General features: G+C 72.4%; 6 protein-coding genes. 4 read left to right on the top strand and 2 right to left on the bottom strand.

Annotated elements, in window-relative coordinates; translation table 11 throughout:
- The first annotated feature begins 76 nt into the window (after nucleotides 1–76).
- The 3 genes from ACFYPS_RS34345 (at nucleotide 77) to ACFYPS_RS34355 (ending at nucleotide 2,321) form a co-directional block, all read left to right on the top strand.
- The gene (locus ACFYPS_RS34345; RefSeq protein WP_387330337.1) at nucleotides 77–412 is read left to right on the top strand and encodes a YciI family protein; all 336 of its coding nucleotides are present in this window, start codon (nucleotides 77–79) and stop codon (nucleotides 410–412) included.
- 58 nt (nucleotides 413–470) lie between these two features.
- Complete coding sequence (locus ACFYPS_RS34350) at nucleotides 471–1,697, top strand: RNA polymerase sigma factor (RefSeq protein WP_387330348.1); 1,227 nt, start codon at nucleotides 471–473, stop codon at nucleotides 1,695–1,697.
- Nucleotides 1,698–1,775: 78 nt separating this feature from the next.
- Nucleotides 1,776–2,321 (top strand): GNAT family N-acetyltransferase, encoded by a 546-nt coding sequence (locus tag ACFYPS_RS34355; RefSeq protein WP_354968119.1) that lies wholly within the window; start codon nucleotides 1,776–1,778, stop codon nucleotides 2,319–2,321.
- 56 nt (nucleotides 2,322–2,377) lie between these two features.
- Here the strand turns inward: ACFYPS_RS34355 and ACFYPS_RS34360 are convergent, their stop codons facing one another.
- Together ACFYPS_RS34360 and ACFYPS_RS34365 are read right to left on the bottom strand one after the other, a co-directional pair.
- Nucleotides 2,378–3,469, bottom strand: a complete 1,092-nt coding sequence (locus ACFYPS_RS34360) for a winged helix DNA-binding domain-containing protein (RefSeq protein WP_354968118.1) — start codon at nucleotides 3,467–3,469, stop codon at nucleotides 2,378–2,380.
- 106 nt (nucleotides 3,470–3,575) lie between these two features.
- A complete protein-coding gene (locus tag ACFYPS_RS34365) occupies nucleotides 3,576–6,428 on the bottom strand; it encodes an aconitate hydratase (RefSeq protein ID WP_354968117.1) in 2,853 nt (950 codons plus the stop codon).
- A gap of 190 nt (nucleotides 6,429–6,618) precedes the next feature.
- On the opposite strand from ACFYPS_RS34365, the gene ACFYPS_RS34370 reads away from it, so the two are divergent.
- The gene (locus tag ACFYPS_RS34370; protein WP_387330342.1) at nucleotides 6,619–7,275 is read left to right on the top strand and encodes a DedA family protein; all 657 of its coding nucleotides are present in this window, start codon (nucleotides 6,619–6,621) and stop codon (nucleotides 7,273–7,275) included.
- The last annotated feature ends 151 nt before the right edge of the window (nucleotides 7,276–7,426 follow it).

Raw genomic sequence — 7,426 nt, forward strand, 5'->3', positions numbered from 1 at the left:
TTCCGGCACCCGGTGTCCGGAACGGCCGCGGCCGATCGTCATGCTGGCGATACCCGGACACACCAGGGAGCGCCAGATGAAGTACATGATGTTTGTCTGCACCGACGCCGAGCCGGACACCGACCCGACCGACGTACCCGACATCCACGCGTGGGTGGCCGAGAACGACGCCCGTGGCCGCCGCCTCCAGGGCGACGAGCTGGCGCCGAGCACCGCGGCCACCACGGTCCGGGTGCGCGGCGGCGAACTGCTCATCTCCGACGGGCCGTTCGCCGAGACCACGGAGGTGATCGTGGGCTTCGACCTGCTCGACTGCGCCGACCTTGACGAGGCGATCGAGGTGGCGCGGGCCCACCCGATGGCCCGGCACGGCCGACTGGAACTGCGCCCCTTCGCGGGCCTGCCCGGCTGATCGGGTGACCCGCACCGAAACGCCGGCCGGTGAGCGGCACGAAAACGCCGGCCGGGCGATCGGCACGGGTGCGGCTGCGGCGGCGGAGGCCGTCGCGGCCGCCGGCGCCGAGGCGTACCCACGGATCGTCGCGACCCTGATCCGGGTGACCGGGGACTGGGCGTTGGCAGAGGACTGCGCCCAGGAGGCGCTGACCGTCGCCCTGGAGCGCTGGCCCGGTGACGGTGTGCCGGCCAACCCGGGCGGCTGGCTGATGACGGTGGCCCGCAACCGGGCGATCGACGTGCTGCGCCGGGCCGCCGTGGAGCGCCGCAAGCTGCACGACCTGGCGGTGCTCGCGCCGGCGGACGCGGAGCCCGCGCCCGGGGCGGGGGAGGACGTGGTGGACGACCGACTACGGCTGATCTTCACCTGCTGCCACCCGGCGCTGGCGCCGGAGGCGCGGGTGGCGTTGACGCTGCGTACCGTCTGCGGGGTGTCGACCGCCGACATCGCCCGGCTCTTCCTGGTCACCGAGTCGACGATGACCCGGCGGTTGACCCGGGCCCGGACCCGGATCAAGGAGGCCGGCATCCCGTACCGGGTGCCGGCCGGGCCGGCGCTCGCCGAACGGCTGCCCGGTGTGCTGGCCGTGCTGTACCTGCTCTTCACCCGCGGCTACGTCGCCGACGGCGAACCGGCCTTCGCCGACGAGGCGATCCGGCTGGCCCGGCTGCTCGACCGGCTGATGCCGGGGCAGTCCGAGGTGGCCGCCCTGCTCGCGTTGTTCCTGTTCCAGCACTCGCGCGCCGACGCCCGCCGCGACGCCGCCGGCTACCTGCTGACCCTGGAGCGGCAGGACCGCGGCCGGTGGGACCGGGCCGCCATCACCGAGGGACTGGACGCGCTGGCGCGGGTACACCACGACGGGCCGTACGCGTGGCAGGCCCGGATCGCGGCCTGCCACGCCACCGCCGCGTCCGCCGAGGCCACCGACTGGCCGGCGATCGCCCGGGCCTACGACAGCCTGGCCGGCGATCGGCCCTCGCCGGTGGTCGGGTTGAACCGGGCCGTGGCGCACGGCTACGCGTACGGGCCGGCGGCCGGGTTGGCGCTGCTCGGCGCGGCCCGCGCCGGGGGCGCGTTGGACGGCTACCCGCTCGCCGTCGCGGTGGAGGCGGACCTGGTGGCCCGGCAGGGCGACCGGGTCCGCGCCGCCACCCTGTTCCGGAGGGCCGCGGCCGAGGTGACATCCGCCGCCGAGCGCCGCGCCCTGCTCGACCGCGCCGCCGACCTCGCCTCGTAGCCGGGTGGTACGCGCACCCCGGGCCGGCGGGATCGGCAGGTCCTCCTCGCCGAGGGGATTCGTGAGAGGATCCCGCGCATGATCGACCTGAATGTGCGGCCGATGTCCCGCGCGGAATTCGACCGGTGGCAGACCGACGTCGTCGCCGCCTACGCGCAGGACCACGTCGAGGCCGGCACCTGGACGGCCGACGAGGCTCTGCGCCGCTCCGAGGAAGCCAACAGAGCCCTGCTGCCACAGGGGATGGCCACGCCCGGCATGATCTTCCTGCTCGGCGTGCTGGCCGACGGCACACCGGTCGGACGCCTGTGGATCGGGCTGACGCATCCGCGCGGCGTCGCGCACTGCGCCTACCTCTACGACATCGAGGTGGTCGCCGAGCGCCGCGGGCAGGGTCTGGGGCGGGCACTGCTCACGGCCGCCGAGCGGACGGCTCGCGAGGAGGGCGCCCACGCTCTCGAACTCAACGTGTTCGGATACAACACGACGGCGCTCAACCTGTACGACTCGTCGGGGTACCGGGTGACGACCCAGCAGATGCGCAAGAACCTCCGCACGTCGACCCGGCAGGAGCCGGACGCGGAAGCGGCGACCGAGGTGGGTGATCCTCGCGCAGGTGGATGACGCTGCGTCCGTGGGCTGCAACTGGCCGCGCCGCTCGCGACGCGTCCGGTCCGTCGTCAGTCCAGGAACTCGACGCCGGCGAGAGTGGCGGCGCGGTGCGCCGCGAGGCGCTCGGCCTGCTCGATGACGGCCCTGCGCCTGCTCTCGGGCAGCTTCTGCCAGGGCTGGACGGCGACTGTCATCCTGGCGCCCGACTTGCGGGGCCGCCAGGTGCCGACCAGCTCACCGTCGACCAGGACGGCGCCGGGGCGACCCAGCACCGGCCACAGCTCCTTGGCGCGCGCGGCATCGGGCACCAGCGTCGCCCGGTCTCTGGCCTGAAGGAAGAGGTCGAAGGGACCGAGCAGGCGGGTCACCGCCGCTGCGGCCGACGCCAGCGACTGCTCGTCGGCGGCCAGGAGCGAGCGCCTCTCGCCGTCGACCGTCACCTCGATCACGTCCTCGGGCCATCGTGCCTTGACTTCCCGGACCGGGGCATCGAGGTAGGTGGCCACGTGGCCGGGGGTGGCCGGACCCAGCAGCCGCAGGTACGCGCGCACGAGGTCGAACCGGTCGCCCGCGCCGGCCGCCGCACGGAACCCGGGGATGCGCCGCAGCACCGGCGGCGACGTGTCGCGCTGCAATTCCAACCCGGCGCGCACCGCGGCCAGCCGCAACGGCATCTCGAAGATGTGCGTGGCGTCGCAGGGGCGGCAGAACCGCAGGTACGGCCCGGGCAGCACCGCGCTCAGGCGGCCCGACACGTCGCCCTTGACCATCGGCTCGGTGACGGTGGCCCGCAGCTCGGCGGCCACTGTGTCGAGAGCCTCCAGGTTGGCGATGCCGGCCGCCCTCAACGGCTTGGCGGCGTCGTAGATGCGCTTGCCCGCGTCGGCGTCGGACCAGGGTGCGACCGCGGACGCCACCTCCCCCGCGTCAGCGCGGCGGTAGAGGTGGGGCGCGCCGCGCACGGTCCACAGCAGCACCAGGTCGGCCCCGGACGACGCCGCCCGGTCGACCCCGCGCAGCGCCAGCGCCCAGCGGCCGCCGTCGGGGCCGGTGTCCTGCACGCCGGCGTCGAGCACGGCGGTGTCCGCCAGCGTGCCGTGCGCCCGGGCGAGCTGCTGTGCCTGGACGCGGAACCTCATCACCTGACGCCGGTCGACCACCCCGACACCATAGGGGGTCACCCCGACAACGGGCAGCATGGCCGGCCAGGACGCCGCAGGGCCCCTCTCCGCCGAGGCGGGAAGAGGCCCTGGTGGACGCGGTACGTCAGTTGGCGATCATGCGGCGCAGCACGTACTGCAGGATGCCGCCGTGCCGGTAGTAGTCCGCCTCGCCCGGGGTGTCGATCCGGACCACCGCGTCGAACTCGACGCCGGTGTCGGTGGTGACCTTCACCGTGCGCGGGGTCTCGCCGTCGTTGAGCGCGGTCACCCCGGTGAAGGTGAACGTCTCGGTGCCGGTGAGGCCGAGCGACTCGGCGGTGGTGTCCACCGGGAACTGCAGCGGCAGCACGCCCATGCCGATCAGGTTGGAGCGGTGGATCCGCTCGTAGGACTCGGCGATGACCGCCCGGACGCCCAGCAGCATCGTGCCCTTGGCCGCCCAGTCCCGCGACGAGCCCGAGCCGTACTCCTTGCCGGCCAGCACGACCAGCGGGATGCCGGCCTCCTGATAGGCGACCGAGGCGTCGTAGATCGAGGTCTGCTCGCCGGTGAGGTGGTTGACGGTGAAGCCGCCCTCCACCCCGGGGACCAGCTGGTTGCGCAGCCGGATGTTGGCGAAGGTGCCCCGGATCATCACCTCGTGGTTGCCCCGGCGGGAGCCGTACGAGTTGAACTCGTGCCGCGGCACGCCGTGCTCGGCGAGGTACTGACCGGCGGGGGAGTCGGCCTTGATCGAGCCGGCCGGCGAGATGTGGTCGGTGGTCACCGAGTCACCCAGCTTGGCCAGCACCCGGGCGTCGGCGATGTCGGTGACCGGGCTCGGCTCCTGCTGCATGCCCTCGAAGTAGGGGGGCTTGCGCACGTAGGTGGAGTCGCCCGCCCAGGCGAAGGTGTCGCCGGTCGGGGTGGGCAGCGACTGCCAGCGCTCGTCGCCGGCGAAGACGTCGGCGTACGCGGCGCTGAACCCGGTGGCGCCGATCGCCTGGGCGATGACGTCCTGGATCTCGGCGCTGTTCGGCCAGATCTCACGCAGGAAGACCGGGTTGCCGTCGCTGTCCTCGCCGATCGGCTCGTTGGCCAGGTCGATGTCCATCGTGCCGGCGAGCGCGTACGCGACCACAAGAGGCGGGGACGCCAGGTAGTTCATCTTGACGTCCGGGTTGATCCGGCCCTCGAAGTTGCGGTTGCCGGAGAGCACCGAGACGACGGCGAGGTCCTTCTCGTTGACCGCCGCCGAGACCTCCTCGGGCAGCGGGCCCGAGTTGCCGATGCAGGTGGTGCAGCCGTACCCGACCAGGTTGAAGCCGAGCTTGTCCAGGTACGGCGTGAGGCCGGCCCGCTCGTAGTAGTCCATGACGACCTTGGAACCGGGCGCCAGGGTGGTCTTGACCCACGGCTTGCGGGTCAGGCCCTTCTCGACCGCGTTGCGGGCCAGCAGTGCGGCGCCGATCATCACCTGGGGGTTGGAGGTGTTGGTGCAGGAGGTGATCGCGGCGATCACGACGGCGCCGTGGTCCAACTCGTACTCGACGCCGTCGGCGCCGGTGACCCGGATCGGGTCGGTGGCCCGACCGCCGGAGCCGACGGCCGCGGTCTCCAGGTCGCGCGGCTCGTCGGCCGGGTCGCTGAACTCGTTGGCCGGCGGGTCGCTGGCCGGGAAGGACTCGGCGCTGGCCTCGTCGGCCGGGCCGTTGGCACCGCGCGGCAGTTCCTCACGGGGCACGCCCGGCTTGAGGTCACGCTCACCGACGGAGTCGTCGGCGACGTAGTCGGTCAGCGCCGAGCGGAACAGCGTCTTGGCGCTGCCCAGCGGCACCCGGTCCTGCGGGCGCTTCGGGCCGGCCAGCGAAGGCTCGATGGTGCTCAGGTCGAGCTCCAGGCGCTCGGAGTACTCAGGCTCCGCGTCCGGGTCGTGCCAGAGGCCCTGCTCCTTGGCGTACGCCTCGACGAGCGCGACCTGCTGCTCGTCGCGACCGGTCAGCTTCAGGTAGCGGACCGTCTCGGCGTCGATCGGGAAGATCGCCACGGTGGAGCCGTATTCGGGGGACATGTTGCCGATGGTGGCGCGGTTGGCCAGCGGCACGGCGCTGACGCCGGGGCCGTAGAACTCGACGAACTTGCCGACCACGCCGTGCTTGCGCAGCATCTCGGTGATGGTCAGCACCAGGTCGGTGGCGGTGGTGCCGGCCGGCATCTCGCCGTGCAGCTTGAAGCCCACCACGCGGGGGATCAGCATGCTGACCGGCTGACCGAGCATCGCGGCCTCGGCCTCGATGCCGCCGACGCCCCAGCCGAGCACGCCCAGGCCGTTGACCATCGTGGTGTGCGAGTCGGTGCCGACCACCGTGTCGGGGTACGCCTGGCCGTTGCGCTCCATGATGGTGCGGGCCAGGTACTCGATGTTGACCTGGTGCACGATGCCGGTGCCCGGCGGGACGACCTTGAACTCGTTGAACGCGGTCTGGCCCCAGCGCAGGAACTGGTAGCGCTCCTTGTTGCGCTCGTACTCCAGCTCGACGTTGCGCTCGAAGGCGTCCTCGCGGCCGAACAGGTCGGCGATGACGGAGTGGTCGATGACCAGCTCGGCCGGGGCGAGGGGGTTGACCTTGGTGGCGTCGCCGCCCAGGTCGCGCACCGCCTCGCGCATGGTGGCCAGGTCGACCACGCAGGGCACGCCGGTGAAGTCCTGCATCAGCACCCGCGCCGGGGTGAACTGGATCTCCACGCTCGGGGCGGCGGTGGAGTCCCACCCGCCGAGCTGGCGGATGTGGTCGGCGGTGATGTTCGCGCCGTCCTCGGTCCGCAGCAGGTTCTCCAGCAGGATCTTCAGGCTGTACGGCAGCCGGTCGTGGCCGTCCACCTTGTCGATCCTGAAAATCTCGTAGCTCGCGTCTCCGACGCGTAGCTGGGTCTTCGCACCGAAGGTGTCGAGGCTCGCCACGTCGTACTCCTTCACACCAGCGACCGTGAGTAGTCCTGAGCAGTGTGTCGCACCGGCCAGGGTGCCGCCGAGGTTAGGTGACACTTACCGCCGATTCCGCTCTCAACAAAACCGTACGTCCGTCTTGCTAGTTGCGCAACCCGACGTCGGGTCCGAGCGACCGGCCGACGGTAGGGTTCGAGGCCGGACGGGGAGGGGGTCGACGGTGTTCGACGTTCAGCACTGGCTCGTGTCGCTGCCGCCGATCGCGGTCTACCTGCTCGTCGGCGGGGTCATCGGCGTGGAGAGCATGGGTGTCCCACTGCCCGGCGAGATCGTCCTGGTCAGCTCCGCCCTGCTCGCCGCCACCGGTGTGGTAGAACCGGAGTGGGTCGCCACCGCCGCTGCCGCCGGAGCGATCATCGGGGACTCCGTCGGGTATGCGGTGGGCCGCCGGGGTGGCCGTCCGCTGCTGGCCCGGCTGGGCCGGCGCTTCCCCCGACATCTCGGCCCCGCACAGCTCGCCCGCGCCGAACAGAGCTTCGCCCGGTACGGCGTCTGGGCGGTCTTCTTCGGCCGGTTCGTGGCACTGCTGCGGATCCTGGCCGGGCCGCTCGCTGGGGCACTGCACGTGCCGTACCGGCGGTTCCTGCTGGCCAACGCGGCCGGCGGCCTGGTCTGGGCGTTCGGCACCACCTACCTGCTCTTCACCGTGGGCCGTGCGGCCGAGCACTGGCTCAAGGACATCTCCTGGGCCGGGCTGGCCCTCGCGGTGCTCGCCGGTCTCGCCAGCACGTGGTGGCTGCGCCGACGGGCCCACCGGTTCGAGGCGACCGAACCGACCCCGGACGCCGAGCCGATCCGCGCGGGCAGCGAACACTGACCCGGGCATGACGAAGGGCCGGACCCCTGGTTGGGGTCCGGCCCTTGTCGTTGTTGGTGGTTGGGTCAGCTGGTGGCGTAGCCGCGGGTGGCGATCCAGTCGGCGAGGTGCTCGACGGTGACCTCGTAGGAGGCGGTGTTCGCATCGGCGG

The organism is Micromonospora sp. NPDC005087 (assembly GCF_042872965.1).
Classification (GTDB): Bacteria; Actinomycetota; Actinomycetes; order Mycobacteriales; family Micromonosporaceae; genus Micromonospora.

What these genes read in the sequence shown, in the direction of transcription:
- ACFYPS_RS34355 (WP_354968119.1), top strand. Translation starts at nt 1,776, where the DNA reads ATGATCGACCTGAATGTGCGGCCGATGTCCCGCGCGGAATTCGACCGG.
- ACFYPS_RS34345 (WP_387330337.1), top strand. Translation starts at nt 77, where the DNA reads ATGAAGTACATGATGTTTGTCTGCACCGACGCCGAGCCGGACACCGAC.